Genomic DNA, 26,071 nt, shown 5'->3' with positions numbered 1-26,071 from the left:
TTAACGCCTGCGTCGGTTTTTTTTACCCGAACTGGGTTTGCCAGTGCTTTTTGGCTGCTTTTCTTCTGGAGCATTGAGCTGGCAGTAAATATCCAGTAGCAACTCAGGCAGCTGGCGTGCAAAGGCATCCAGCAGTGCCGGGTCTTCTTCCATTTCTGCAAAGTCAGCTTCTTCAGCAAACAGACCGGATAATGCCATGATAGGCAGCAGGAGTTCGGCAAGTGCCTGTTCCTGATCATCGAACCAAACGTCTTCCTGTTCAAAGACAGCCTGCATAAAGCCTGCACACCAGTCGGTAATAAACTCAGCCGTTTCATCCTGCCACTCAGGTATAAAGGGGAGTTCGATTCCTGCCCCCTGGTAAAACCCCTGGGCTGCCAGGCGATGTGCTTGTTGAAGAAGCCCCAGCAGTTCTTGTTTGGCTGTAGTTGCTGCTTCAGGGTTATCCAGCAACGCATCCAGCCAAACTGCTGCGTTTTCGGGTTGGGGGTTCATGGCCTGAGCCGTCACATAACCCAGGCTGGTAAACAGGTTGGTAGCCTCGTCATCCTGGTTCAGTTGTGATAGAAGCCCATCCAGTTGTTCCAACTGGTCGTCATTGAGCAGGCTCTGAGGGGGTTGTTGATCTTCTTGCATGCTAGAATCTTGCTTAAATTGGATTTGCACAAGGTTAACAGGCTTTTGAACGAACAGCAGTCACTTTTTGAGTCTCTGGCCCGGCCTAGGCATAACCCAGGCTTTGTGCAGCTGCGCAGTCAGGTTCTGCATTGCTATGCCTTGGCAGAGAACTTTTATCTGAAATCCTTTCCTCGCCCTGAGGTGCGTCTTGATCTTCGAGGGCGAAGTGCCGGGGTGGCTGAATTAAACCGGAATCGCTTGAGGTTTAACCCGGTGCTATTAAAAGAAAATCAGGAGGCTTTTCTGTCTGAGGTGGTACCTCACGAAGTGGCACACTTACTGGCTTGGCAACTGCATGGGCGAAAAATCAAACCCCATGGCCGTGAATGGCAGCAAATCATGCAACAGGTTTTTGAGCTGAAACCCAAAGCTACTCATCAATTTGATACTCGACGTTCGGCTCGACAGGGCTATATTTATCAATGTGCCTGTCCGGGTAAAGAACACGCTTTGACAGTCAGGCGTCACAACAAGATTTTGCGTGGCCAGCGATACATTTGCCGGGAGTGCAATAGCTTTTTAGGCTTTGTACGTCTGGATCAAAGCGTGACCGAAGGATGACCTATTGGTCACTTGGTTGTAAGCTATTGAAAAATAATACAAAAAAGCTTCTACCAAGGTCTAATGTTGTTACCCTGCTTCAGGCATGTATAACTTCCTGCAGTAAGTCGACACAAAAACAAATCCATTGAGACACAGAGGCTGAGTCTGATGAGCGAACAACAAAAGCTTTATCCTGTCCCTTCCGAACTGGCAAAAACGGCCTGGATCGACAAGGAAAAATACCTGTCCATGTACAAGGAGTCGGTGGAAAATCCCGAAGCCTTCTGGGCAGAGCAGGGTAAGCGTATTGACTGGATGAAACCTTACACCAAGGTAAAAAATACCAGTTTTGATTCTCATAATGTCGATATTCGTTGGTTTGAAGATGGCACCCTGAATGCTTCTGTCAACTGTCTGGATCGTCACCTTGAAGAGCGCGGCGATGAAGTTGCCATCATCTGGGAAGGTGATGACCCCAACGAAGACAAGAAAGTAACCTACCGTGAGCTCTATCACGAGGTTTGCCGCTTTGCCAATGGTTTGAAAAAGCTGGGTGTGAAGAAGGGTGAGGTAGTAACCCTCTACATGCCTATGGTGCCTGAAGCAGCCGTTGCCATGCTGGCCTGTGCCCGTATCGGTGCTATCCACTCAGTAGTTTTCGGTGGCTTCTCTCCTGATGCGATTGCCAGCCGTGTGATCAGCTCTGATTCACGTGTCATCATTACTTCAGATGAAGGTCTGCGCGGTGGCAAGCAGGTTCCACTGAAAGAAAATGTGGATGAAGGCCTGACCAATCCCAAGGTTAAAACCGTTGAACATGTTGTGGTTCTGAAGCGTACCGGTGGTGATATTGCCTGGCACGATGATCGGGATGTCTGGTGGCATGATCTGGTCAAGGATGCCGCTGATGAGTGTGCCCCTGAAGAAATGAAGGCCGAAGATCCGCTTTTCATTCTGTTTACTTCAGGCTCTACAGGTGCGCCTAAAGGCTTGAAGCATACAACGGGCGGCTACATGGTCTATGCCTCTATGACCCACCAGTATATTTTTGATTACCATCCCGGTGATGTTTACTGGTGTACTGCTGATGTGGGCTGGGTTACTGGTCACAGCTATATCGTTTACGGCCCTCTGGCCAACGGTGCCACTACCTTGATGTTTGAAGGTGTACCTTCTTATCCTTCACACAGCCGCTTTGGCGATATTGTTGATAAGCATGGTGTCACCATTCTTTATACCGCCCCAACAGCCGTTCGTGCCCTGATGGCCCAAGGCGACGATGTGATGGGCAACACCAAGCGTGATTCCTTGCGCTTGTTGGGCTCGGTGGGTGAACCCATCAACCCTGAAGCCTGGCAGTGGTACTACGATAAAATCGGCAATAGCAAGTGTCCTATCGTTGATACCTGGTGGCAAACAGAAACGGGTGGCATTCTGATTTCACCCCTGCCTGGTGCAACCGATCTGAAGCCAGGTTCGGCAACGCTACCTTTCTTTGGTGTTCAACCCGCTTTGGTTGACGCAGAAGGCAAGATTTTGGAAGGAGCAACTGAAGGTAATCTGGTTATTTTGGATTCCTGGCCTGGTCAAGGGCGCTCTATCTGGGGTGACCATGAGCGCTTTGTACAAACTTATTTCTCTACCTACCAGGGAATGTATTTCACCGGTGATGGCTGCCGTCGCGACGATGATGGCTATTATTGGATTACCGGTCGAGTTGATGATGTCATCAATGTTTCCGGTCACCGGATGGGTACAGCTGAAGTAGAGTCAGCGATGGTTGCTCACCAGGCAGTAGCAGAAGCGGCTGTGGTTGGCTACCCTCATGACATCAAGGGTCAGGGTATTTATGTCTACGTAACTCTGGCGGATGGCTTCGATCCTTCCGATGATCTGAAAAAAGAATTGGTCCAATGGGTGCGCAAAGAAATAGGTCCTATTGCTTCTCCAGATGTGGTTCAGTTTTCTCCTGGCTTACCCAAAACCCGTTCCGGCAAAATCATGCGCCGTATTCTGCGTAAGATTGCCGCCAATGAAACCGATGGTCTGGGTGATACTTCAACCCTGGCTGATCCTTCAGTGGTTGATGATTTGATTGCCAACCGTGCAATCAAGTAAGTTGTAGTCGCAAGCCTAACCCTTTGGCATTGCTTTGCCCCGCCTCAGTGCGGGGCTTTCTTTTTCTGTTACCTTGATAAATGTGAACAGGAATATAATAATGCGTGTCGAGTGACTTTTTATCACCGGAGGAAATTGAATGGCTTTACGCCACAAAATAATCGTAGCCGATGACCACCCGCTGTTCCGCGCTGCCTTGCAACAAGCGGTTCGTCAGGCGTTGAGTGATGTGGAGATCGTAGAAGCTGACACCCTGGATGGTGTACACCAGGTTGTTGCCGAAAACCCTGATGCTGATCTTATTCTTTTGGATCTGCATATGCCCGGTGCTCATGGCTTTTCTGGTCTGGTCTTTTTGCGGGGCGTCAATCCGGGAATTCCGGTGGTAGTGGTTTCAGGAAGTGAAGATAATCACGTTATTCGTCGTGCGATGGATTACGGAGCTTCAGGGTTTATTCCCAAGTCTTCATCTCTGGACACCATTGCTGAAGCGATTGCTCAGGTTATTCAAGGGGAAGTTTGGATCCCACCTGAAGTGGCAGCCAATCTTGATGAGATCAGTGAAGATGAGGCCCGTTTTGCTGAAGCTCTCTCATCTCTGACCCCTCAGCAATTCCGCGTTCTTAATATGCTGACGGAAGGGCTGCTGAATAAACAAATTGCTTACGAGCTGGATGTTTCTGAAGCGACCATTAAGGCGCATGTTACAGCCATCCTGCGTAAGCTGGGTGTGCATTCACGTACTCAGGCAGTTATTGCTGCCAAGCGTCTGGAAGTTGACCCCCCCAAGGTTGCTGACTGACTTCAGCCATGTCTTTTGCGACTTTGCAAAAGACGCGTAATCATTGCCCGTAAGGCTGCGGGTTTTACGGGCTTGTGCAGTAGTAGAAAGCCAGCTTCACTAACTTCATCGGCGATTTCATCGGTGCGGTCTGCAGTGATGATGATTCCACTCAGCTTTTGATCAGTCGCAGCTTCCAATGCTTGAAGGGCCTGGATGCCGGTTTTCCCGTCATTGAGATGGTAGTCAGCCAGAAAGATTTCAATTTCCTGGTCTGGATTTCCAATGACCAGATCCTTCGCCTCTTCCAGGCTGGTTGCTGTATGTGGGTTGCACTTCCAGCCTTTAAGCATGGCTTGCATGCCTTCCAAAATGAGCGGCTCGTTATCAATACATAACAGCTCCAGGCCATCCAGCTTGTTGAAATTGCGTCTACCTGGAACAAAGGTAGAGCCGACTTGCTGAGCAGCTACGCGCGGCAGGGTAACGGAAAAAACCGTCCCCTTGCTCTGCCAACTACGTACAGCAATTTCATGGCCAAGCACTCTGGCCATACGGTCCGCAATGGATAGGCCCAGTCCCAAACCCTTTTCATTGCGTTTATCCGGTGTGTCCAGGCGTCTAAATTCCTGGAAGATTTCCTTGATGCGACTTTCCGGGATGCCAGGTCCTGTATCCCAGATTTCAATACGTAGTGAGTCTTTCTGACGGCGACAGCCAAGCAGTACCCGACCTTCACCGGTATAACGCAGGGCATTGGAAAGGAAGTTTTGTAGTATGCGTCTGAGCATCTGGGGGTCACTACGGACCCAGGCCTGGGTTTTCACTTGTTCCAAATGCAGCTCCCGGTCAGCAGCCATAACCTCAAATTCAGCCATCAAGGGGTTAAGGATTTCGCTTAAGGCAAAATCACTGATTTTGGGCTGGAGGGCACCAGCATCCAACTTGGAGATATCCAGGAGGGTACTTAGCAACTCTTCGGCGGCTTTCAGTGAGTTGTCGATATGACGGGTGGTTTTGATGTGCTCTTCTTCCTGAACCTGCTGGGCCAGTGCAGAGGTAAACAGGCGGGCAGCATTCAGTGGCTGGAGTAAGTCATGACTGGCAGCTGCCAAAAAGCGAGTTTTCGAAGCATTGGCATCTTCAGCCTGCTGTTTGGCCAGGCGCATACTGTCTTCCGCTTGGGCCCGGACCTGGTTTTCTTTAAAGAGTGCTGAGTTAAGCTCAGAGAGAGCCAGGGTACGTTCACGAACCCTTTCTTCAAGATGTTCATTGGTTTCCTGAAGGGCTATTTCAACCAGCCGCCTCTCAGTAATATCCTGATAGAGCGCGAAGAAACCCAGTAGCTCACCATTTTCGGCGACGTGTGGAGTATAGGTGACCAGTGCATAGCGAATGCTGTGGTTGCGGCCAGGTAGCTCTAATTCAAAGGTTTGTCGGCGTCCTTCCAAGGCAGCGCGCATAAAGGAGCTGCGTGCCTCATACTCAGCCGGAGGTAGAACTTCATAAACAGGCCGACCGATTACCCGGTTGCGATCGATGTTCATGGCTTCTTCATAGGCTCTGTTGGTAAACAGGTAGCGCCTTTCGGTATCAAAGTAGGCAATCAGTGCAGGAACATTGTCGGTATAAATCCGGATATTGTTCTCAGACTGAATCAGGGCTTCTTCAATTTGTTTTTGCTGGGTAATGTCCTGGTAACTGTAAACAAAGCCGCCACCAGGCATAGGGTTGCCCTGTATTTCAATAACGGTGCCATCCTTGCGGTAGCGCAGGTAACGGTGAGGCTCGTTTTCCTGAATGTTATCCATCAACTGCTGAACATGGGTTTCAGGATCACCGGGGCCATATTCTCCTTTTTCGGCGTTATAGCGGAAAATTTCCACAGCCGGACGACCGACGCGAATAAAATTATCCGGAAAGCTGAAGAGTTCTAGGTAGCGTTGGTTCCATATCACCAGGTTCATGTGCTGATCAATCACGCTAATACCCTGAGAGAGGTTCTCTATGGTGGACTGCAAGAGGCCGCGGTTGAACTCAAGAACCTGGGAGGCTTCATCGACAATGGAGATGACATCAGAGATTTTTATTTCCTTGCCTTGCAGTGTCGAGCTCATCACCACCCGCGCCGAGGAAGCCCCTAGAACCCCGGCCAATAAGCGTTCGGTAAACTGGATGATTTCAATGCTGGCTGGGTCTTCATCCCGTAAAGCAGGCAGGTGGCGTTTGAGGGCATAGTCGCGATAAGCCTTTCTGACCGGACCTTCACCTAGAAAACGTTCAGCTAATAGGCGTAGATCACCCAGATTGGTTGAGCCCTTCCAGAGTCTGGAGTTTTTAGCGGGCTTGCTTTCCAGGTTATCAACAAAGGCAGAAGCCTGGATGCGATCTATCACGCGCTGATGGGTAAAACGGGATACCAAAACATAGGCAAGAAGGTTGGCCGTCAAACTCCAGAGGACACCCTGGGAAAAGAAATCCAGCCCGGTGGGCAGGAAAAGGGCCGTTGGCCTTAGCCATTCGATTCCCCAGGGGCCCTGGCTAAGAAGTTGGTGGTGGACGAGACCGGCTGCTTCCAGGCTAGGTAGCAAGAGGGTATAGGTCCAGAAGATGCCACCAATAATCAGGCCTGCGAGAGCACCCCAGCGATTTCCCTGCTTCCAAAGGATGCCACCAATAACGGCGGGAGCCAATTGCCCTATGGCTGCAAAAGCCAGAAAGCCCGTAGCTGCCAGAGAGTTGAATTCTGCAATGATGCGATAAGTCAGGTAGCCCAGTAGTAAAACCAAGAGAATGGTCAGGCGACGAATTCTCAGCACCAGGCGGCCAAAATTTTGGTGGGATGTACTGCTGACCCAACGTGTTTTTAGTAGGAAGGGAATGACTATTTCGTTGGAAACCATGATGCTGACCGCAACCGTTGCCATGATGGCCATGCTGGTCGCCGCAGAAAAGCCGCCGATATAAGCAAGTAGAGCCAGCCAGCCGGCATCATAGGCAAGGGGTAAAGTCAGGACAAAGGTATCGGCTTCAATATTGCCATCTGGGAAGGTGATCAGCCCCGCTGCTGCGATGGGTAAGACAAAAATAGCAAAGAGGGTCAGGTAAGCAGGCAGAAACCAGCGGGCATGGCGGGCATCATCTTTGTGGGCATTTTCAACCACGGTCACATGGAACATTCTGGGTAAAAGAATGATGGCCATCATGGCCAGCAGGGTCTGGGCGACAAAACCCTGAGTCAAGGCACTGGTGTTGAGTTGTGCTTCCAAGGGCCTGAAAAACTCAGCCTTGGCGGTCAAATCACTAAAACCAGAAAAGACCCCCCAGGTAATAAAGATGCCGACGGCGAGAAATGCAAAAAGCTTGACCAGTGATTCAAAGGCAATGGCTTGAATCAGGCCTTCATGGTGCTCAGTAGCATCAATATGGCGGGTACCAAAGAGAATGGCAAAAAGTGCCAGCACCACCGCCACATGAAAGGCTGTATCCGTCAGGATAGGCAGATTGGTGTACTCAGCTTGGCTAGCGACTTCCGGGTAGCTGGTCAGAACTTCATAAGCCATGGATACAGCTTTTAACTGAAGTGCAATATAAGGCAGGGTGCCGATAAGGGCGATGCCGGTAACGACCACGGCAAGGGTTTGCCATTTGCCATAGCGAGAAGCAATAAAATCGGCGATAGAGGTAATGTTTTGTGCTTTACTGACTCGGAAAATTTTGCGCAACCAAGGCCAGGCAAAGAAATAAGTGAGTATCGGACCAAGAAAAATACTCAGATAGAGAAGTCCACCGCCTGCAGCCTGCCCAACAGCACCAAAGAAGCTCCAGGAGGTACAGTAAACCGTCAGCGCAAGGCTATAGATCCATGGACGGCTTTTGGGTTGTAATTGCTTCCGTGCTTTCTGGTCACCCTGCCAGGCAATGGCAAACAGAATTAATAAATAGGCCAGAGAAAAGAGGATGAGTTGCCAGCCTGCAAACATAGATAATTCCAGTCCAGAGTTGGTAAAGCCGCTATTATGCCGTCTTGCCGTGGTTATTGAACCCCTGGATTAACCTCAGTCAATCAAGTCGTTTCTGAATCCCATTAGACCATTGTACTGTTTCCTGTGGTCAAGGGTCACAGTTGAGTCTCTGCTTTTTCATCTAAGTTGTTGATAAGTAGTAACTAGCTGCTGTTTTCTGGATATTCGACGATCAGCTTACTACTAATGTCGGGGCTTACATTTACACAGATATTTTTGCAGAATCGTTTGGGCGTTTCCCCAAAACTCTCAATAACAATAAATGGAGAGCAACACTATGGCAGATGATAAATCCAATGCTGCTGCTTACTGGTCGGCGAACCTTCGCCTGATCTTCGGAAGCCTGTTCGTCTGGGCTTTGGTATCCTACGGCTTTGCAATCCTTTTGCGTCCGCTTTTGGCAGGTATACCTGTTGGCGGTACCGATTTGGGTTTCTGGTTTGCCCAACAGGGCTCAATCCTTTGTTTCATCGCGATCATTTTCCACTATGCCTGGAAAATGAACAAGCTCGATGAAAAATTTGGCCTTGGGGAGTAAACCTGCATGAGTCAATTTGCAATCAACCTTCTGTTTGTAGGTGCATCCTTTGCACTCTACATAGGTATCGCGATCTGGGCCCGTGCCGGATCAACCAAAGAGTTCTACGTTGCTGGTGGTGGTGTACACCCCATTACCAACGGTATGGCGACTGCAGCTGACTGGATGTCTGCAGCGTCCTTTATTTCCATGGCCGGTCTGCTGGCTTCTGGTGGTTATGCCAACTCCTCGTTCCTGATGGGTTGGACCGGTGGTTATGTGCTGCTGGCTCTGCTGCTGGCGCCTTACCTGCGTAAGTTTGGCAAGTTTACTGTGCCTGACTTCATTGGTGACCGCTTCTACAGCAATACCGCGCGTAACATTGCGGTTGTCTGCCTGATTGTTGCTTCGGTAACCTATGTAATCGGTCAGATGACTGGTGCTGGCGTCGCCTTCTCTCGCTTCCTGGAAATCCCCAGTGCAGCGGGTATCTGGATTGCTGCCGCCATCGTATTCCTCTATGCCGTATTTGGTGGCATGAAGGGTATTACCTACACGCAGGTTGCTCAGTACGTTGTATTGATCATTGCCTACACCATTCCTGCGGTCTTCATTGCTCTGCAACTGACTGGCAACCCCATCCCCATGTTTGGTATGTTCAGCACTCATACTGAATCAGGTATGCCTCTGCTGGCCAAGCTGAGTGAAGTACTGGTTGAACTGGGCTTCCAGGATTATGCCGCTGACGTCTCCAACAAGCTGAACATGACTCTGTTCACCCTGTCGCTGATGTTTGGTACTGCTGGTCTGCCTCACGTAATCATCCGCTTCTTCACTGTACCCAAGGTAGCTGATGCTCGTTGGTCTGCTGGTTGGGCGCTGGTCTTCATCGCTATCCTCTACCTGACAGCTCCTGCTGTTGCTTCCATGGCGCGTCTGAACCTGATCACTACGGTTTACCCAGATGCGGCTGGCCAGGTTGAGAACTATGAAGAAGCTCTGGCTAACCCCTTGGCTTATGAAGATCGTCCTGACTGGGTGAGGACCTGGGAAGATACAGGTCTGCTGACCTTCACTGACAAGAACAATGATGGTCGCATCCAGTTCTACAATGATGCCAATCCTGACTTTGCTGAAACAGCTGCAGAACGCGGTTGGGAAGGCAATGAGCTGAGTGTTAACAACGATATCCTGGTGCTGGCTAACCCTGAAATTGCCAACCTGCCACCCTGGGTAATCGGTTTGGTTGCTGCTGGTGGTATCGCCGCGGCTCTGTCAACTGCTGCAGGTCTGTTGTTGGCAATCTCTTCAGCGATCAGTCACGATTTGATCAAGAAGACCATCAAGCCTGATATCAGTGAGAAGGGCGAGGTTATGGCTGCCCGCTTCTCTATGGCAGCAGCGATCCTCCTCGCAACCTATCTGGGTCTGAATCCGCCTGGGTTTGCGGCACAGACGGTGGCCTTGGCCTTTGGTATCGCAGCAGCGTCCATCTTCCCAGCGTTGATGATGGGTATCTTCTCCATCAAGATGAACGACAAGGGTGCGATTGCAGGTATGCTGGTAGGTCTGATCTCTACCCTGCTGTACATCTTCACCTACCTGGGTTGGCTGTTCATTCCAGGAACCAACATGCTGCCTAACACACCTGACAACTGGCTGTTCGGTATTTCGCCTCTGTCCTTCGGTGCTGTGGGTGCCATGCTGAACTTCGGTACTGCCTTCGCAGTAGCCAAGGTAACCGCCGCTCCGCCTGCTGAAATTCAAGAGCTGGTTGAAAGCGTGCGCTACCCCAAAGGTGCTGGTGGTGCTGTTGATCACTAAGTGGTAATTAACCTGAAAAGCAGATGGATTTCTGTTGAGGGTTAAAGCAAAATCGGGCTTCCTGTTTAGGAAGCCCGACTTATTTTGAGGAAAGTATTTTATGATCTGGCATTTGATTGCAGCAGTATTTGCTGGTTTGGCTGCAGCCGGTGTGGCGCTTTTACTGCGTAAGCTGAGTGGGCAGCGCTTGCCCAAATGGATCATCCCTGTTTTTGCTGGCCTGGGGATGCTGGGTTACCAAATTAACATTGAATATGGTTGGTTTGAGCATAAACAAACCCAGTTGCCCAGTGAGGCCAGAGTCGTCTCTTCAGAGACACAGGAGAACTTTTGGCGCCCCTGGACACTGGTAGTCCCCATGACTTCAGCCTTCACGGTTTTAGATGAATCAAGCATTCGTCAGAGTGAGCTAAATGGAGAAAGAGTGACGGAATTCATGCTTTACCGTTTCCAAAAGCAGCATGTCGATCAGGTGCGTAGCCAGCCCTTTGTGCTGAATTGTGACAACCGTGAACTGGTTCCTATGAAGGCGGAACGCGAGCTGCAACTTGATGATTTAAGGCGCCTTAGTAGCTCGGATCCCTTGTATCTTGCGATCTGCGAAAACAGCTCAGGAAGCTGAGACTAAAGTACGGCTTACAGCCAGCTCAGGTGTTTGTTACATTCAAATAACCATAATAAAAATCATGGATGAAGGATCTCGTTAGCCCTGAGAGAAGCTCCAGGGCAAGGCTCCAATAACAAGGATAAGCACCATGAGCAACGAATTCGACATTTCGCATCCGCCTTTTGACCTTTTGACGGACGCTGAACAGCAGCAGTTGCTGACGAGTCTGGATATTGGCTATTTTGGTAAAAATGAAATCATTATCGAGACTGGCCAGAGTAGTGATTACGTTTTTGTGGTCATGAAGGGCGCGGTTGCAGAGATAGATACAAAAATAGAAGCTGATGACCCTGACAGCGGGGTTATCCGTGAATATGCCCAGGAAGATATCTTTGGGGCGATCAGTATTATTAATGGTTCCAGCCGTTACACCTTTCGTACGCTGGAAGAAACCATTGTTTGGTTGTTGCCCAAGTCTCTGTTTTTAAAATTCCTCGATGATAACCCGGCTTTTGCCGCCTACTTTCAGAATACACTGGCTGAAAAAGCCCGCTTGCTGGAAAGTCGGCGTAGCAAGCAGCAAGGGGGCGGCGATATGTCCGCCTTTATGCTGGCCAAGGTGGGTGCTTCGGTGTTGCGTGATGCCGTAGTTCTGGAAGCGGGCACCAGTATCAGCCAGGCAACAGCCACCATGAGAGAGCAGCAGGCTGATTGTCTGCTGGTTCGCAAGGGCGACCAGTATGGCATGGTCACCCGTACGGATTTGCTGGAAGGAGTGGTTCTGAATAACCTGGGGCTGGATACTGATATCTGTGATCTGGCCAGCTATAAGCTGCTGACCGTTCAATTTGATGACTTCCTGTTTAATGCCTTGGTTTTGATGACCCGCCACAAAATACAGCGGGTTGTTGTTTTTGAAGGATCACAGCTGGCCGGTTTGGTTGAGTTGACCGATGTGCTTAGTTTCTTCTCCAGTCAATCGCATGTTATTGGTTTGCAGATCGAAAGAGCATCCAACTTGTTTGAGCTGGCTCGGGCTGCTAAAGGGACAACCGCTTTGGTCAGCGGTCTGGTTTCTCAGGGCGTCAAAATACGTTTTGCCATGGATTTGCTGGCCGCTTTGAATGGCCGGATTATTGCCAAGGCCTTTGAACAGTTGGTCCCAGAAGAAATTCGTCAAAAGTGCTGTCTATTGGTTATGGGTAGTGAAGGGCGCGGCGAGCAGGTTTTGAAAACGGATCAAGATAATGCGCTGATCCTTGCCGATGACCTGGATTGGCCTGAGTGCAGCAAGGTGATGGATAAGTTTACTGCGACCCTGCTGGAATTTGGTTATCCGCTCTGTCCTGGAAATATCATGGTTTCCAACCCCGAGTGGGTGATGACTGAGTCCCAATGGAATAAAAAACTGGCTCAGTGGTCGGGTTCTGTAGAGGGCACTGGCTTGATGAATCTTGCGATCTTTGTGGATGCCCATGCGGTTGCGGGAGATACCCGCTTGTTTAATCGGGTAAGGGATCAGTTATTTACTAAACTGGAAGGTAACGAGGTTTTTTACTCTTATTTTGCAATGCCCTTGCGCCGTTTCAGCACACCTTTGACATTTTTTGGTGGCTTAAAAAATTCCGATGGAATGGATATCAAGAAAGGCGGCATTTTTCCGATTGTCCATGGTGTAAGGACCATGTCGTTGCAGCATAAGCTGCGTGAAACCAATACGTTTCAGCGCCTTGAAAAGCTGGCAGAAAGAAAGATTATCAAGAAGAAATTTGCCGAGGATTTGGCTGAAGCTTTAGCGGTGATGAGCACCCTGCGACTGCAGCAACAGTTGCGTGCACAAAGAGGTGAGGTGGCTATGGATGAAGCCAACCTGGTCAGTGCCGTGAATTTAAATAAATTGGATCGAGACCTGCTGCGTGAAGCGCTGCATCTGGTCAAGGAATTCAAGTCGCGTATGTCGCACCGCTACCATCTTGAAAGATAACAATAATTTGGGGTGAGCTGTCATGGTTTTAAAAACAATTAGAAGTGCAACGGACAAGTGGACACAAAAGGATGGTGAGTTTTCCTTTCTCTTTGAACCCTATGAGGGGGACGAAGTGGTGGCCCTGGATTGCGAAATGACGGATCTGGACCCGCAAAAAGCGGAGCTGGTTTCCATCGCTGCGGTTAAGATCAAGGGCACTCAAGTGTTGACCAGTGATAAGCTGGATATCAAATTACAAAAACCAGATAGCCTGACCGGTGATTCAATTAAAATCCACCGTATTCGTGGTGTCGATTTGCGTGGCGGCGAAATACTTACCGATGCCTTGGATCAGCTGCTGCATTTTGTCGGCAATCGTCCGATTATGGGCTACTACATCAATTATGATATTACGGTTTTAAACCGCTTTATTCGCCCCAGGTTTGGTTTTAGCCTGCCCAACAAGACCCTGGAGCTTTCCAATTGTTATCTGGATAAGGTTCGCCGTGCCAATCCTGAACTTCAGCCAGACCTGCATTTTGAGAAAATTGCTGAGAAACTGGGCGTACCCATGGTGGGAGAGCGGCATTCCGCCTTGGGGGATGCGATTACCACCGCCCTGATGTATGTGCGCTTATTAAAGGGGCCAGTACCTACCTGCTGACCCCTGCTGTGATGCCTTAACCTTCGTACCAGCTGCCATCCCGGCGTGGCAGCATCCATTGGCGTGAAAACCAGAACCAGCGGTTTTCAGCGCTATGGGGAGCGGTGCAGTTATAACGTGGACGTCCTGGGTTTAAGGCTTTGTTGGTGTTGACCGTTACCTTGACGCTACCATCATCCTGCCTGCGGGTGCGTACATCCAGGACTTCTGCACCTGGCCCATAACAGCGCAGCTGATTAAGGCGATAATCCCCTTCTGCCATAGTGAACTCCAGCGTGGGACGCCTTTCTTCAGCTTCGAGCACCCCTGAGGCGGGTGATTCAGAAGTTAGTGGGAAGGGCAGTGCATGCAGCTTGGTTCTTAGCGTGTTGGGGTTGGCAAAAATGCCATTGGCTGCATACCTTGGAAGGGCCTGGAGTGAGGTAAAAGGGCTTGCCGGGCCGGAATGCTGACCAAAGGCCACATAGCCCAGGTCTCTGAGCAGTTTTTCCAGCTCAGGATTGTATTCACCATAGGGGTAGGCAAAGAGTTTGGGAGCAGTACCCAATTGGTCGATTAACTGGCGCTGGTTTTCTTCAACTTCATGGCGCATCCGCTCTAGCCATTCTTCTTGACTTTCGCCTTCTTGCTTGCGAACCATGTGTGGGTGGTTGAGGGTGTGGTTGGCAATGATTGCGCCTTTTTCCTTGGCCTCACGCAGTTGATCCCAGCTCATATAAAGAGGGCGGTCACGATTGATTGGATCTGCATTCACGAAAATCGTGTAGGGCAGTCCTCTTTCTTCCATAATCGGCATAGCGGTTTCATAGACGCTGATATAGGCATCATCGAAGGTGAGTACGGCTATCTTGTCTGGCAGGGGTCTACGGCGCTGGATACGCTCGACAACACGATCCAAAGGCCAAACTTCAAAGCCATCTCTTTCCAGCATATCCAAATGCTCAATAAAGGTTTTGCTGGGTGTGCTGGTAGAAGGTGGTGTCGAGCTGCTGATGTGATGGTACATCAGAATTGATGCATGAAAGCGTGGGGTTTCTTCGGCCCAGCTTTGAGTGGTCCAAATCAGGCCGGTTAGTAACAGAATCAATAAGCTTACTTGGCGCATACTCAGGTTCCCTAGTGGTCAAGAGGATTTAAGCAAGGGTTTCAAAACTTCCATGGCTTCATTGATGTCTTGCAGTTTTTCAGGATCACCGCCACGGTCGGGATGGTGCTGCATTGCCAGGCGGCGGTAGCTGAGTTTTATTTGTTTGGCGGTAACACCTTCACTTAGGCCCAGGGTTTCCAGAGCCTTGGCTTTAAGGCCGCCACCCGTGAAAACACTTTCCTGGTGGAGGCGTTTCCAGAAATTGTTCAAAGCAGTTTCTATATCCTGCTGCGTGGTTTTCTCAAGCTGTTCGATGTCCAGATAATAGTCGCGCATAGGGTCATGTTGCTGAAGTGCAGCCTGCCCAGGATTGTAGGGCTGTAATTGAATGCGCACAGCAGTTATCTCCAGATGGCCCCGAGCAGTACGCCAGAGGTCGTCACGCAACTGATAAAGTGCATTGTAGAGCAGAAAGTGGGTTCGGAAGAGTTTGACGTTGTCGCTGAAGGTGTCAGCTTCCAGGGTTACGGTACCCTTCTGGTCCAGCTGTTTGAGTAGTGAGTGTTCATTGACTCCCTCGGGAAATTCCTGGAGCACTTCCAGAATTTCCTCGAAAAGCCGAGTTTCTTGTAACGCCGTCATTTTGATACAAACCTTAAGCTGGATAATCAGTCCCAGACTTGGATCTTAACAGGGCCTGATGGGTTAGAAAACGCTTAGAGCATTTACATTTAATGCTGCTTTAGTTAATTTGCCCACCTTTAAAGCAAAACCCTAGAGGTATACTCATGCAGGAACTGCTACCCAAGGCCAAAAAAGAGTTCAATAAGCTGCAAAAACGGCTGCGGCGGCAGACCGGACAGGCGATTGCTGACTACGATATGATCCAGGAAGGTGACAAGGTCATGGTTTGTCTGTCAGGGGGCAAGGATTCCTATACGCTTTTGCATATCCTGATGGGCTTGCAGAAGAGTGCGCCAGTGAACTTTGAGCTGGTCGCCGTTAACCTGGATCAGAAACAGCCCGGTTTTCCTGAAGAGGTGCTGCCTGAATACCTGCAAAGCCTGGATGTGGCTTTTCATATCCTGGAAAAAGATACCTATAGCATCGTTAAAGAAAAAATTCCTGAAGGTAAAACGACCTGCGGGCTTTGTTCGCGTCTGCGCAGGGGAAGTCTCTACGGCTTTGCCGAAGAAATAGGCGCAACCAAAATTGCCTTGGGCCATCATCGCGATGACCTGCTGGAAACCCTGTTTTTGAATTTGTTTTTTGGCGGCAGCATTAAATCCATGCCGCCTAAGCTTTTATCGGATGACAACAAAAATATCGTCATCCGTCCTTTGGCCTACTGTAAGGAAAAAGATATCCAGGAGTTTGCGGAGCTGATGGAGTTTCCCATTATTCCCTGCAACCTCTGCGGGTCTCAAGAAAACCTACAGCGCCAAGTCATCAAGGAAATGCTTCAGGACTGGGACAAGCGCTTTCCGGGCCGAATTGAGACCCTCTTTAATGCTTTGCAGAATGTCGCCCCTTCTCAGTTGGCCGACACCCGGCTTTTTGATTTCCAGGGCTTGGAGGCTAAACGGGAAGAGGCGCTAGCCAATCGTATTCAATTGATTGACCAGCTGGTTAGCGAAGCCTAGAGAAAGCTTTTAGTCGCCCTCAAAGGCCATTAGAGAGTAGGTGGAAACATCGATTTCCTGTAAGCGCGAACTGCCGCCTTTATCAGGTAGATCAATGAGGGTGGCAACTTCATGAATTTCTGCGCCCTGGCGTCTGAGGAGGGCGGCAGCGGCAATCAGACTACCCCCAGTGGACAGGATGTCATCAAATAAAAGGACTTGATCGCCTTCTTTGATCAGCCCTTCACGCATTTCCAGGGTGCGGTCTCCACCTGAGCTGGGTGCACGTTCAAAAAGCACATCTCCTGGCTCTTCACCCAGGTCCCGAATCAACACCAGGGGCAGGTTGAGTTTATAAGCCAGGACGGCAGCAAACATGGTGCCTCTGCCCTTAAGGACAATCAGATGGGTGGCTGGTGAGTCGACGTACCTGTGGGCAAAGGTGTCGGTAATGATTTGCAGGGCTTTGGGCTCATACAGCAGCCCAGAAAGGTCACGCGTGGTATAGCCTTTCTTGGGAAAGTCCTTGTGGCTGGTAACCAGCTGCTTGAGTGGGAAATCGTCCAGCATCTTGAGTTCCTCCTTTTACATACAGAGTCTTGAGTCCAGCGATATATCAGCCACGTTTAGGAGGCGATGAGCTTACTGGGCTGCTCGATTTCACATTCTGTCACACCCGCAACCTGCTGCAGTTGCTGTCGATCAGTAATATGCACTTCCTTGCCATTAACAGCTATGAGTTGCAGGGTTTGAAAGCGCGTAAATACGCGACTGACGGTTTCTACTGCCAGGCCCAGGTAGTTACCTATTTCATTGCGTGACATGGGTAATCTGAAAGTATAGGCAGAATAGCCCCGACGCTTGAAGCGTGATGACAGATTAGCCAGGAAGGTGGCAATTCGTTCTTCAGCATTTTTCTTGGACAAGAGCAGCATCATCTGTTTGTCATCACGGATTTCCTTACTCATGCTACTGAAAATCTGGTTGCGCAGATCAGGAAGCTCTTGAGCCAGATTTTGCAGGCGTGAATAGGGGATTTCGCAAACCGTGGTGGTTTCCAGCGCCTTGGAGGAAACCGGGTAGCTGGAGCAGTCCACACCATCCAGGCCAACCAGTTCGCTGGGTAGGTGAAAGTTGGTGATCTGCTCTTCACCATCATTGGTCATGATGTAGTTTTTCAGGCTGCCGGAACGTACTGCATAAACCGAATCAAAGTTGTCGCCCTGGCGGAAGAGGTGATCACCTTTTTTCAGGGGTTGGCGACGTTTGATAATGCGATCCAACTGGTCAATATCTTCCAAATTGAGTGACAGTGGCAGGCATAGGGAGCTGAGGCTGCAGGTCATACAGCGGGTTTCTTTTCCCAGGCTCAGACAGGCTCCCTTTTGTGCTTGGCTGGACATAATTTCACTCCCTCTATTCTCTAGCAAGCTTGATTCAACTCAACTACTTGTACCATGAGAGGTGATCCAAGGCAATGTTTGAACACTTTATTAAATAATCCGAGAGAAGGCTTTACCCAACCCCTGCTGATCCAAATAGGCATCAAAAACCATGCAGATGCTGCGGATTAAAAGGCGCCCAGCAGGGTTGACGATCAGGTGATTACCCTTACGCTGTAAAAGGCCATCTTTTTCGTGCTGAGCCAGGGCTTCCAATTCATTAGCAAAGTAGCTGCCGAACTGAATGCCGTGCTCCTGAGCAAAGGCATCGCCATCGATTTCAAAATGACAGATCAGCTGATTAATAACAGCACGCCGTAAAAGATCATCCTGGCTTAGTTTAAGCCCCCTAAGGGTTGAAAAACGCCCTTCCCGGATGGCACTTTCGTAGCCTTCGGTATCGTGATGGTTTTGGGCGTAGGTTGGCCCGACCTGGCTAATCGAAGAAGCCCCCATGGAAATGAGGTCGCAATCTGAGTGGGTGGTGTAACCCTGGAAGTTGCGGTGCATACGCCCCTCGCGCTGGGCAATGGCCAGACTATCATCAGGCTTGGCAAAGTGATCCATGCCTATATAAACATAGCCAGCATCAACTAAGCGGGAAATGCTCTCTTCCAGAATAATCAATTTCTGTTCAGGGCTGGGCAAGTCTTCTGCCTTGATACGACGTTGCGGTTTGAAGCGCTCAGGAAGGTGGGCATAGTTGAATACAGACAGGCGGTCTGGATTCATTTCGATGATTTCCTCCAGGGTGGCCGCAAAGGTCTCCGGAGTTTGATGGGGCAGGCCATAAATCAAATCCAGATTCAAAGAGCGAAAACCCAGCTCTTTAGCCTGGTGCAAGGCATCTTCAGTCAAGGCACGAGGTTGAACCCGGTTAACGGCTTCCTGGACCTTGGGATTCAGGTCCTGAACACCAAAGCTCATCCGATTAAAGCCCAGCTCTCTGAGTAGGGGCAGGGTGTCGGGTTGAATCTCGCGGGGGTCGATTTCAATCGAGTAATCACCCTGATCATCAGTGCGCAGTTGAAAACGCTTGCCGGTTTCAGCCATGAGCTCACGCATCTGCTGATGCGAAAGGAAGGTGGGTGTACCGCCGCCCCAATGCAGTTGGTTGACCGGGCGCGAGGAATCCAGCTGCTGCTGAACCAGATCCATTTCCTGATAAACCCGTTCCAGGTAGGGCGCACAGCGCGAAGTGTCGCCTGTGGCTATCTTGTTGCAGCCACAGTAGAAACAGATTTTGGCGCAAAAAGGAATGTGGAAATAGAGTGATAAAGGAGCCTGGCTGGCATTACTGGCTGCCAGGGCGGCTTGAAAGTCATCAGAACCAAAAGCATCAGTAAACTGGGGTGCTGTGGGATAGGAGGTATAGCGAGGACCAGCCAGGTTATAGCGCTCAATCAGCTCGGGGTTCCATTCAAAATTTTTGAAATCTACTTGGCTCATAAGGATTCTCTTTTAAAAAGGTAGTTCTCGGGCGAAACCGAGCAGTGGCATGGCCTGCCAGAAAGCAAAGGCTAGCAGGAGCAAGGCCGATGCCTGGCGCCACAGAGGCTGCCTGAAAAAACTGGTTACTTGGCGAGCCAGGGCACCGGTCAAAAGTAGGGTGGGTAAGGTTCCCAGACCAAAAACCAGTAATAAAAGTGCACCCTGCAAGGCACTGCCGCTACTTAGCGCCAGGATCAGCATGGAGTAAACCAGGCCACAGGGTAACCACCCCCAGATCAAACCAATGAGCAGTGCCTGCCCAGGGTGAGTCACTGGCATTAAGCGTCGACCCAGAGGTTCAAGGTAGCGCCATAAATGCTGGCCCAGTGCTTCAACACGAATTAACCCCTGCCACCAGCGCCCCAGATAACAGGCCATTAAGATCAGCATGATTACTGCCAGCCAGCTTAAAATTCTGGCCACTTCCTGCAGATTACTGACCAGAAGCTGCCCCAAGCCGCCTACCAGGGTACCTGCCAGGGTGTAGCTGCTGATTCGGCCCAGGTTATACATCAGCATCAGGGAGGCAATTCTGGCTGGATGTCTACGGCTGGGCGGCAAAGCGAAGGTTAGTGCGCTAACGATGCCACCACACATACCGATACAGTGGCCACCCCCCAGAAAGCCGGCGACCAGAGCGGTGACCAGTCCCGCGGCCAGGAATTCATTCATTGAGAATCCTTGTCATCCTTGCTTGGTGCTTTGGCCTCTTCAGTTTCTTCAGCTTTCTCGGTTATTGCTTCTTCTGTGGGTTTTTTAATGTCATCTTCATCATCAAAAAGGATTGAATAGGCAGGGCCTTCCAAATCCTCAAACTGATCATTCTTTACAGCCCAGAAAAAAGCCCAGATAGCCAGGCTAAGCAGCACTAGCGAAAGAGGGATCAGCAGAAAAAGAATATTCATGCTTTTACCTCCTGAGATGATGAAGGTGCGAAGTTTTCTGGACTGACTTCACTTAAGCGTTGCTCATTGGCCTTGTCTCTAAGCCTGAGCGCGTTGAATACCACCACAAGTGAGCTGGTGGTCATGCCCAGTGCAGCCAGCCAGGGTGGAATCAGGCCCATGGCAGCAGCAGGAAGAGCCATTAGATTGTAGCCTAGTGAAATACTCAGGTTTTGGGCAATAGTGATGCGCGTCATCCTGGCTTTATGTACTGCCTGGGGAATACGCTGTAACCGGCTGGACAAAAGGAGAGTATCCGCTGTGGTTTTAGCCAGATCGGTAGCATCGCCCATGGCAATGGAAACCTGAGCACCCGCTAGTACAGGAACATCATTGACACCATCACCAACCATGATGACCTGTTTGCCTTCAGCCTGGAGTTGATGAATACGCTCCAGTTTCTTTTCGGGGGTGGCACTGGAAATATAGTTGTGAATTCCCAGTTCACTGGCAATGCTGGCGACTGAACCTTCCTGGTCACCGGAAAGCAGCTCAACCTGCATACCCAGGTCTTTTAGTTCACTGAGCATTTGCTGAGCATCAGGGCGTAACTGATCACTGAGCCTGAACCAGCAGAGAGGTTGAGTTTCATCAGCCAGCAGTAGCCATTGGCCTTCTTCCAGGGGTGGTTCCAGTTGACTGGCTGGAGAAGCGAAATCTGCTCGCCCTATACGGTAAAGCTGCTCGTCAATTTTACCTTCCAGACCTTGCCCGGTAAGGGTTTGTAGATCCTTGGCCTGTATTTCTTGGTCCTGGCTTTCGGCAAAAGCCCTTGCAATGGGGTGTTCTGAATGAGCTTCCAGTGCAGCAGCCAGAGCCGCTGCCTGAGGTCGACGAGGATCATCTGTTGCAGCTAACCAGCGAATCTCCTTCAGCTCCAAGCGACCTTCAGTAAGGGTTCCCGTTTTGTCGAAGATGATGTGATTGGCTTTAGCCAGACCTTCGAGAACGTGTCCGCGCGTGATGAGCACACCCTGGCGGCCCAGAGTGGCATTGGCAACGGCCAGGGCTGTTGGGGTGGCCAGGGCCAATGCACAGGGGCAGGTGACAACCAGAACCGAAAGGGTAATCCAAAAGGCTTGGCTGGGGTCAATAAACCACCAGACAGTAAAGACTGTGAGAGAAATGAGCAGAATGGCTGCAACAAAGTATTGGGAAACAATATTGGCCAGGGTGGCAATCCGCGGTTTCTCAGCCTGAGCTCGCTCACTAAGCCGGGCAATACTGGCCAAGCGCACTTCATGGCCAATTTTTTGGACTTCTACAACCAGGGGGCTGTCGATATTTTGAGTTCCTGCAAGCACCTGGTGTCCTGGATGACAGGAAACGGGCAGGTATTCACCCGTCATAGTAGCTTCATTAACACTGGAATGACCGCTGACAATGACGCCGTCAACCGGAAAGCTGTGGCCGGGTTTAATCAGAATACGATCTCCAGGCCTGAGTTGACGACTGGGCACATACTGGGATTCATCCTGATCATCCAGCAGCAAGGCCGCTTGAGGAATTAGGTCATGAAGCGCATTACCGCCGCTACCAATACGGTGACGAGTGCGCATTTCAATATAACGACCAAAGAGTAAGAAAAATGCAAACATGGCAATGGCATAGAAGTGTAACTCACCGACTTCAAAAACCAGAGCCCAAACACTCGCCGCATAGCCCAGGCCGATTGCCAAAGACACAGGCACATCCATATTCAGCTGTTTGCGGCTGAGAGCAGCCAGGGCATTGGTAAAGAAAGGCCAGGCGGAGTAGAGAACAACAGGGGTGGTGACCAGGAAAGACATCCACATGAATAGGAGAACAAACTCACGCTCCATGTAGCTTTCCAGCATGCCAGCTTCCAGGGCAATACCAAACATCATCGCCTGCATGGAGCCGATAGCAGCAACGATAAGTCGACGGATAGCCGTTTTGTTTTCGCGTTGCAGCTTTTGTTGCTCTTCATCGGCTCGCCAAGGCAAAGCGGTATAGCCGATGGATTTGAATTCTGCCAACAGCTTGCTGAAAGGGGTCTTGTTAATATTCCAGCGCAGGGTTGCTCTTTGTGCGCTCAGATTGACACCTGTGTATTCAACACCTTCCACATTATTGATTTGGTGCTCAATCAACCAGGCGCAGGCAGCACAGGTAATGCCGTCGATTGCCAAGGTGGTTTCAGCCATGCCCTCTTCAGGCTGATGAACAAATTCCTGTAAGAGCTCAGGGCTGTCATAAACCTGCAGCTCGGCAATTTCATCGTCGCTGAGTTCAGGCCGCTGAGGCAGTTCTGTACGAAACTTATAATAGCTTTCCAGCCCACCATGAATAATGGCATGAGAAACAGCCTCACAGCCAGGACAACAGAGACGCTTGGTTTCGCCGCTGATGTTGACCTGATAAGGACTGGCTTCCGGAATAGGTTCGCCGCAGTGAAAGCAGGCTTCTTGATTCATTATTTACTCTAACTCAGCGTTGACTGGGCCTTAATTCAATGGCATTTGAAGCTGGAAAGCTGGCGCGTGCATAAAGCCGCCATTCGCGTTCACTGCCGTAGAGTTTGATATCCCAGTCATGCTCAGGTTGACGGGGTAAATTACCAAGGTAACGGCCACCCTGTAGATGCTGGACAACAATGGAAAAATCCAAAGCTGAGCGAGTGGGGTTTTCCATCAAAACCACTAACTGGTCGGGAAAGGATTCCAGCTGACCGGAAAGATCCATTTGCAGTTGGTCACGGGTAAAACGCAAAGAAGCCTGAAGATCCAGGTCACGCGCGTACTGATCCCTTTCAAAGGACTGGTTGATGGCGCGTCCTTCCTTGTAATAATCTTCATGAACCGGGCCATCGTAATTGTTGATTCCTATGGTTAGCAGGGTCAAGCCAACGATGACCCCCGCAATTGCAGGTGAGAAAGCTAACCAGCAAATGGGTTCCTTGTACCAGGGGTTTTTTTCAGTGTTTGTAGGATTCATTAACGAATGGACCTCAGTATAAAGCGGGATTCTCTGGAAGCGCCTAAGCGGGCATCTTCTTCAGACTCTAAGTGGAATTCTATATTGATTGCAGGGGCTTCAGGAAGTGCTTGAGGATCAGCCTGAACCCGAATCGAAAACTGGCGACTTTCACCCGCGGCAAGCGTATAGCGTTCTGCGCCCTGCAGTTGCAGTGTTTCTGCCCCTTCCAGGCGTAATTGATAGGTTTGCTCAGCTTGGGTCATATTGGTGATACCTAAACGGTAGCTATTTTCAACCAGACCGTCAGATGTCATCCGGAACAGCTGATTTCTGTCCCGCTGAATATCCATTTCCAGGGGAACACGATTAGAGAGAGCCCAACTGAAAGCAATAATCATCACCATCAGTACTGTAAAGTAACCAATTAACCGGGGTCTGAGAATTCGGGTTTTACGGCCATTGAGTTCTTCTTCAGTGGTGTAGCGAATCAAACCCCTAGGGTACTCCATTTTGTCCATGACCTGGTCACAAACATCAATACAAGCGGCACAGGTAATACATTCATATTGGAGGCCATTGCGTATGTCGATACCCACAGGGCAGACCTGTACACAAAGGTCACAGTCAATACAATGGCCCAATCCTGTTTCCTGAAGGGAAGCGGATTTCTTGCGTGGCCCACGGGGTTCGCCGCGGGAAGGGTCATAGGAGACAATTAGGGTATCCTGATCAAACATGACGCCTTGAAAGCGAGCATAGGGACACATATAAATACATACCTGCTCACGCAGCCAACCGGCAAACAAGTAGGTAAAGAAAGTAAAGAAACCTATCCAGAAAAGCTCCCAGGGTCCCAGGTCAAAACTGAAGAAACGGGGTAAGAGCTCTCGAATCGGAGAAAAGTAACCAACGAAAGCAGCGGCCGTTGCCAAAGCAATGATCAGCCAGATGAAATGCTTAAGGGTTTTGCGGACAACCTTCTCGCCTCCCCAAGGCTGCTTATCCAATTTTTTACGCTTATTGGGTGGGCCTTCTGTTTTTTCTTCTACCCAGATATAGAGCCAGGTCCATACCGATTGAGGGCAGGTGTAACCACACCAGACGCGACCCGCAAAATTAGTTACAAAGAAGAGAACAAAGGCCAGGATGATTAATAGCCAGGCCAGTAGCATAAAGTCCTGAGGGAAAAAGGTCGTTCCAAAAATATGAAACTGCCGCGAGGGAATGTCAAAGAAAACAGCCTGGCGATCACCCCAGGAAATAAAGGGAACCAGAAAAAAGCCGAGCATCAGCAGCCAGTTGGTTCCGGTACGCAGTTTTTGAAAAAAGCCTTTGACCAGTTTGACATAGATGTGTTGCCGCTTGGCGTAAAGGTCACCCTGAGGGCCACCCGTTGTTGGTGACTTACGGTTTTGGGCAGCATCCTTGGGGGTAATATCTTGGGTGGGTATTTTGTCACTCATGTGCAGGTCACCAAGCAGAGATGGAAAACGGCTAGTCGTATTTTTTGTTGGTGGGGCGATGATTTTAAGAATGATAGTTTTTTGGACGAGTCATTCTAAAAAGCACTGTAAACCACTTGAATATAAAAGGGATGCGGCTTTCAGCCGCATCCCTGGGTACTATCAATAAAGCTTATTGGTTCAAGCTATAGATGTAGGCCGTAACCAGATGTACCTTGGGCAGCAGTTCAGCCAATTCTTCCTGGCTTTTGCTACGAAGATCACTGGGCAGCTCTACACCATAGTCCAGATATCCTGCCTGAGCGGGCATATGACCGTTGCGACCATGACGAAGTGTCTGGGCCACGGAATCATAAACGCTCTGTCCAGGCTGTTGGTATAGCCAGACATTGTTCGTCAGGTTAGGAGCACCGATATCATAGAGGCCCTGAGCGGCACTGCCACGACCATCATTACCGTGACAGGCAACGCACTGAGCCATATATTGAGGCTCAGCAGCAGCGGCCTTATCTGCATCATGATCCAGGCCTGACAGGGACAAGACATAATGCGTCATTTGGTCAATGCCCTGAGTGCCCAGAATGTTTTGGTAGGCGACCATGTTGCCACTGCGACCCCAGATGATGGAGGAACGAATGTGCTCAGGGTTGCCGCCATACATCCAGTCGTTGTTGGTCAGATCAGGGAAGCCGTAGCCACCTGTGGCTGACGAACCGTGACAAACAGCGCAGTTGTTTTGGTAGAGGCGGTCAGCAACACGCATGGCATCAGAGTTTTGTGCCAATTCTTCAACACTGAATTGAGCAAACTCTTGGAAAATGGGCGCGAACTCTTCTTCAGCACGTGCCATTTCATCTTCCCACTGGCCTTGCGAAGTCCAACCCAAAAGACCCTTGAAGTTGCCTAGTCCTGGATAAAGGGCCAGGTAAACCAGGCCAAAGACGATGGTGATGACGAACATGATGAACCACCAGCGAGGCAGGGGGTTGTCATATTCTTCAATGCCATCGGCCGCATGGCCGGTCGTTTCAACAGTACCATCCGCAGATGGTGCTTTATCAGTTTTGCGGTTTGCATACAGGAGCCACCAGCAGAAGGCAATAACACCCAGGGTGATTATTGTGATCCACGCGCTCCAGAAGCCGCTCATGGCTTGGCTAGTCATGCTTTTTATTCTCCAGTGATGAACTTGCATCCTGGTTATGGTTTTTTTCGTCTTCGTCTTCATCGGCGAAGGGCAGATTCGCCGCTTCATCGAAAGGCTTTTTCTGATTCTTACTGTAGGCCCAGAAAACGATTCCCAGGAAAGCAAACAGCAGAACAACGGACATTAGCCCACGAAAAACGTTAATATCCATA

23 protein-coding genes are annotated in these 26,071 nt (G+C 50.0%); 9 read left to right on the top strand and 14 right to left on the bottom strand.

Going from position 1 to position 26,071, the window contains the following annotated elements; all coding sequences use genetic code 11:
* Positions 1 to 636 carry a YecA/YgfB family protein gene (locus BM185_RS08150; protein WP_091961903.1) on the bottom strand — a complete coding sequence of 212 codons (636 nt, stop codon included), beginning with the start codon at positions 634 to 636 and terminating at the stop codon, positions 1 to 3.
* A 45-nt stretch (positions 637 to 681) separates the two neighbouring features.
* Here BM185_RS08150 and BM185_RS08145 point away from each other — a divergent pair, with 45 nt between their 5' ends.
* The 3 genes from BM185_RS08145 (at position 682) to BM185_RS08135 (ending at position 4,141) form a co-directional block, all read left to right on the top strand.
* On the top strand, positions 682 to 1,239 hold the full coding sequence (locus BM185_RS08145) for a SprT family zinc-dependent metalloprotease (RefSeq protein ID WP_245751734.1): 558 nt from the start codon (positions 682 to 684) through the stop codon (positions 1,237 to 1,239).
* Positions 1,240 to 1,389: 150 nt separating this feature from the next.
* Positions 1,390 to 3,339, top strand: coding sequence for an acetate--CoA ligase (gene acs, locus BM185_RS08140; RefSeq protein ID WP_091961900.1), 1,950 nt, complete (start codon positions 1,390 to 1,392; stop codon positions 3,337 to 3,339).
* Positions 3,340 to 3,478: 139 nt separating this feature from the next.
* Positions 3,479 to 4,141, top strand: coding sequence for a LuxR C-terminal-related transcriptional regulator (locus BM185_RS08135; protein ID WP_091961896.1), 663 nt, complete (start codon positions 3,479 to 3,481; stop codon positions 4,139 to 4,141).
* A 2-nt stretch (positions 4,142 to 4,143) separates the two neighbouring features.
* Here BM185_RS08135 and BM185_RS08130 read toward each other — a convergent pair whose 3' ends face one another.
* On the bottom strand, positions 4,144 to 8,103 hold the full coding sequence (locus tag BM185_RS08130; protein ID WP_091961893.1) for a hybrid sensor histidine kinase/response regulator: 3,960 nt from the start codon (positions 8,101 to 8,103) through the stop codon (positions 4,144 to 4,146).
* Between the two features lie 319 nt (positions 8,104 to 8,422).
* On the opposite strand from BM185_RS08130, the gene BM185_RS08125 reads away from it, so the two are divergent.
* From BM185_RS08125 to BM185_RS08105, 5 genes are all read left to right on the top strand, one after another.
* Complete coding sequence (locus BM185_RS08125) at positions 8,423 to 8,683, top strand: DUF4212 domain-containing protein (RefSeq protein WP_091961890.1); 261 nt, start codon at positions 8,423 to 8,425, stop codon at positions 8,681 to 8,683.
* A gap of 6 nt (positions 8,684 to 8,689) precedes the next feature.
* Positions 8,690 to 10,486 (top strand): sodium:solute symporter family protein, encoded by a 1,797-nt coding sequence (locus tag BM185_RS08120; protein WP_091961887.1) that lies wholly within the window; start codon positions 8,690 to 8,692, stop codon positions 10,484 to 10,486.
* A gap of 100 nt (positions 10,487 to 10,586) precedes the next feature.
* Positions 10,587 to 11,108, top strand: a complete 522-nt coding sequence (locus tag BM185_RS08115; protein ID WP_091961885.1) for a hypothetical protein — start codon at positions 10,587 to 10,589, stop codon at positions 11,106 to 11,108.
* Positions 11,109 to 11,241: 133 nt separating this feature from the next.
* Positions 11,242 to 13,077 (top strand): DUF294 nucleotidyltransferase-like domain-containing protein, encoded by a 1,836-nt coding sequence (locus tag BM185_RS08110; RefSeq protein WP_091961881.1) that lies wholly within the window; start codon positions 11,242 to 11,244, stop codon positions 13,075 to 13,077.
* Positions 13,078 to 13,099: 22 nt separating this feature from the next.
* Complete coding sequence (locus tag BM185_RS08105) at positions 13,100 to 13,723, top strand: 3'-5' exonuclease (protein WP_091961878.1); 624 nt, start codon at positions 13,100 to 13,102, stop codon at positions 13,721 to 13,723.
* 16 nt (positions 13,724 to 13,739) lie between these two features.
* Here the strand turns inward: BM185_RS08105 and BM185_RS08100 are convergent, their stop codons facing one another.
* The gene (locus BM185_RS08100; RefSeq protein WP_091961876.1) at positions 13,740 to 14,828 is read right to left on the bottom strand and encodes a polysaccharide deacetylase family protein; all 1,089 of its coding nucleotides are present in this window, start codon (positions 14,826 to 14,828) and stop codon (positions 13,740 to 13,742) included.
* 18 nt (positions 14,829 to 14,846) lie between these two features.
* Positions 14,847 to 15,452 (bottom strand): DNA-J related domain-containing protein, encoded by a 606-nt coding sequence (locus BM185_RS08095; protein WP_091961873.1) that lies wholly within the window; start codon positions 15,450 to 15,452, stop codon positions 14,847 to 14,849.
* 146 nt (positions 15,453 to 15,598) lie between these two features.
* Between BM185_RS08095 and ttcA the strand changes: the two genes are divergently transcribed.
* A complete protein-coding gene (gene ttcA / locus BM185_RS08090; protein ID WP_091961870.1) occupies positions 15,599 to 16,453 on the top strand; it encodes a tRNA 2-thiocytidine(32) synthetase TtcA in 855 nt (284 codons plus the stop codon).
* A gap of 9 nt (positions 16,454 to 16,462) precedes the next feature.
* Here the strand turns inward: ttcA and BM185_RS08085 are convergent, their stop codons facing one another.
* From BM185_RS08085 to BM185_RS08040, 10 genes are all read right to left on the bottom strand, one after another.
* On the bottom strand, positions 16,463 to 17,002 hold the full coding sequence (locus BM185_RS08085; protein WP_091961868.1) for a purine phosphoribosyltransferase family protein: 540 nt from the start codon (positions 17,000 to 17,002) through the stop codon (positions 16,463 to 16,465).
* 56 nt (positions 17,003 to 17,058) lie between these two features.
* Positions 17,059 to 17,835, bottom strand: coding sequence for a fumarate/nitrate reduction transcriptional regulator Fnr (gene fnr, locus BM185_RS08080; protein WP_091961865.1), 777 nt, complete (start codon positions 17,833 to 17,835; stop codon positions 17,059 to 17,061).
* Between the two features lie 90 nt (positions 17,836 to 17,925).
* A complete protein-coding gene (gene hemN / locus BM185_RS08075; protein WP_091961862.1) occupies positions 17,926 to 19,323 on the bottom strand; it encodes an oxygen-independent coproporphyrinogen III oxidase in 1,398 nt (465 codons plus the stop codon).
* 12 nt (positions 19,324 to 19,335) lie between these two features.
* A complete protein-coding gene (locus BM185_RS08070; protein ID WP_091961859.1) occupies positions 19,336 to 20,037 on the bottom strand; it encodes a sulfite exporter TauE/SafE family protein in 702 nt (233 codons plus the stop codon).
* Positions 20,034 to 20,270, bottom strand: coding sequence for a cbb3-type cytochrome oxidase assembly protein CcoS (ccoS, locus tag BM185_RS08065; RefSeq protein WP_091961856.1), 237 nt, complete (start codon positions 20,268 to 20,270; stop codon positions 20,034 to 20,036). The genes BM185_RS08070 and ccoS overlap by 4 nt, the downstream gene beginning before the upstream one ends.
* Positions 20,267 to 22,747: a heavy metal translocating P-type ATPase gene (locus BM185_RS08060; RefSeq protein WP_091961853.1), complete on the bottom strand. Its 2,481-nt coding sequence runs from the start codon at positions 22,745 to 22,747 to the stop codon at positions 20,267 to 20,269. The genes ccoS and BM185_RS08060 overlap by 4 nt, the downstream gene beginning before the upstream one ends.
* A 13-nt stretch (positions 22,748 to 22,760) precedes the next feature.
* Positions 22,761 to 23,267, bottom strand: a complete 507-nt coding sequence (locus tag BM185_RS08055; protein WP_091961850.1) for a FixH family protein — start codon at positions 23,265 to 23,267, stop codon at positions 22,761 to 22,763.
* On the bottom strand, positions 23,267 to 24,712 hold the full coding sequence (ccoG, locus tag BM185_RS08050) for a cytochrome c oxidase accessory protein CcoG (RefSeq protein ID WP_091961847.1): 1,446 nt from the start codon (positions 24,710 to 24,712) through the stop codon (positions 23,267 to 23,269). The genes BM185_RS08055 and ccoG overlap by 1 nt, the downstream gene beginning before the upstream one ends.
* A gap of 172 nt (positions 24,713 to 24,884) precedes the next feature.
* Positions 24,885 to 25,886 (bottom strand): cytochrome-c oxidase, cbb3-type subunit III, encoded by a 1,002-nt coding sequence (ccoP, locus tag BM185_RS08045; protein WP_425434202.1) that lies wholly within the window; start codon positions 25,884 to 25,886, stop codon positions 24,885 to 24,887.
* Positions 25,870 to 26,070: a cbb3-type cytochrome oxidase subunit 3 gene (locus tag BM185_RS08040; protein ID WP_091961840.1), complete on the bottom strand. Its 201-nt coding sequence runs from the start codon at positions 26,068 to 26,070 to the stop codon at positions 25,870 to 25,872. The genes ccoP and BM185_RS08040 overlap by 17 nt, the downstream gene beginning before the upstream one ends.
* Position 26,071: the final 1 nt, after the last annotated feature.

It is taken from the genome of Marinospirillum celere, assembly GCF_900112235.1.
GTDB classification, from domain to species: domain Bacteria; phylum Pseudomonadota; class Gammaproteobacteria; order Pseudomonadales; family Halomonadaceae; genus Marinospirillum; species Marinospirillum celere.
This window is presented reverse-complemented; position numbering and strand designations above follow the sequence as displayed.